General features: G+C 49.9%; 1 pseudogene. It reads right to left on the reverse strand.

Annotated features, from left to right (window positions below):
• Positions 1 to 724: pseudogene (locus LIQ05_RS19410) on the reverse strand (VirB4-like conjugal transfer ATPase); the annotation flags it as partial.
• Positions 725 to 735: the final 11 nt, after the last annotated feature.

A 735-nucleotide genomic window follows, 5' to 3' on the forward strand; every position in this document is an offset into this window, starting at 1 on the left:
AATCTTCCATAAAAAGGACTCTGCCGTACTGCTCGCCCAGCTTGAAATGGTCGTTGTGGAACTCCATCGTGTCCGGGCAGATCCAGTCCTTGAAGCTGTGTCCCTTTTTCGCGAAGGCTTTCATGTCAAACGGAAAGCTCTGCGGAACGTCTGCCTTGAAAAAGTCCCGGAAGATCTGGAGCCTCTGTTCTGCATCCAGCTCTTCCCCGATGGAGGACAGCTTGGCCAGATGGGTGATGATATCCGTTCCCACACGGGCGAAGTATGTCCTGGCTTCATCGATGTTCTTCTTGTGGACGCTGACGGTCAGATAGCGTTCCTGGTAAATGCTGTTGTTGGTACCGGAGATCTTGGAAAGGAGCATATTGTTATACTCTTTCCGGTACTCGTCCAGTCCATCTCCTTTCATTGGAATCAGCAGGGACTGCTCAAACTCTTCCTTGTTGATCTTACGGTTGTTCAGGGTGATCTTCGCCGTACAGCCGGAATCCAGTGCATTTAAAAGTTCGGAGTAGTCCAGGAACATCTCTGTCTTATCCGCTTTGCTGGCAATGGAATAGTTGATATCCGTAAACCGGAATGTCCGGGAATACTTGCTCTCCACCTGAAAAATACCGTCCGGCCAGATCTTGCGGATCGGGATCGCCTGCTGGGCAGACCTCGGTACTTTGAATTTTTCTTTGTCCTGTTTCAGTGTCTGACTCAGGGTTTTAATCAAAGGCATCACCCCTTCCT

Source organism: Blautia glucerasea (assembly GCF_020537505.1).
Classification (GTDB): domain Bacteria; phylum Bacillota; class Clostridia; order Lachnospirales; family Lachnospiraceae; genus Blautia_A.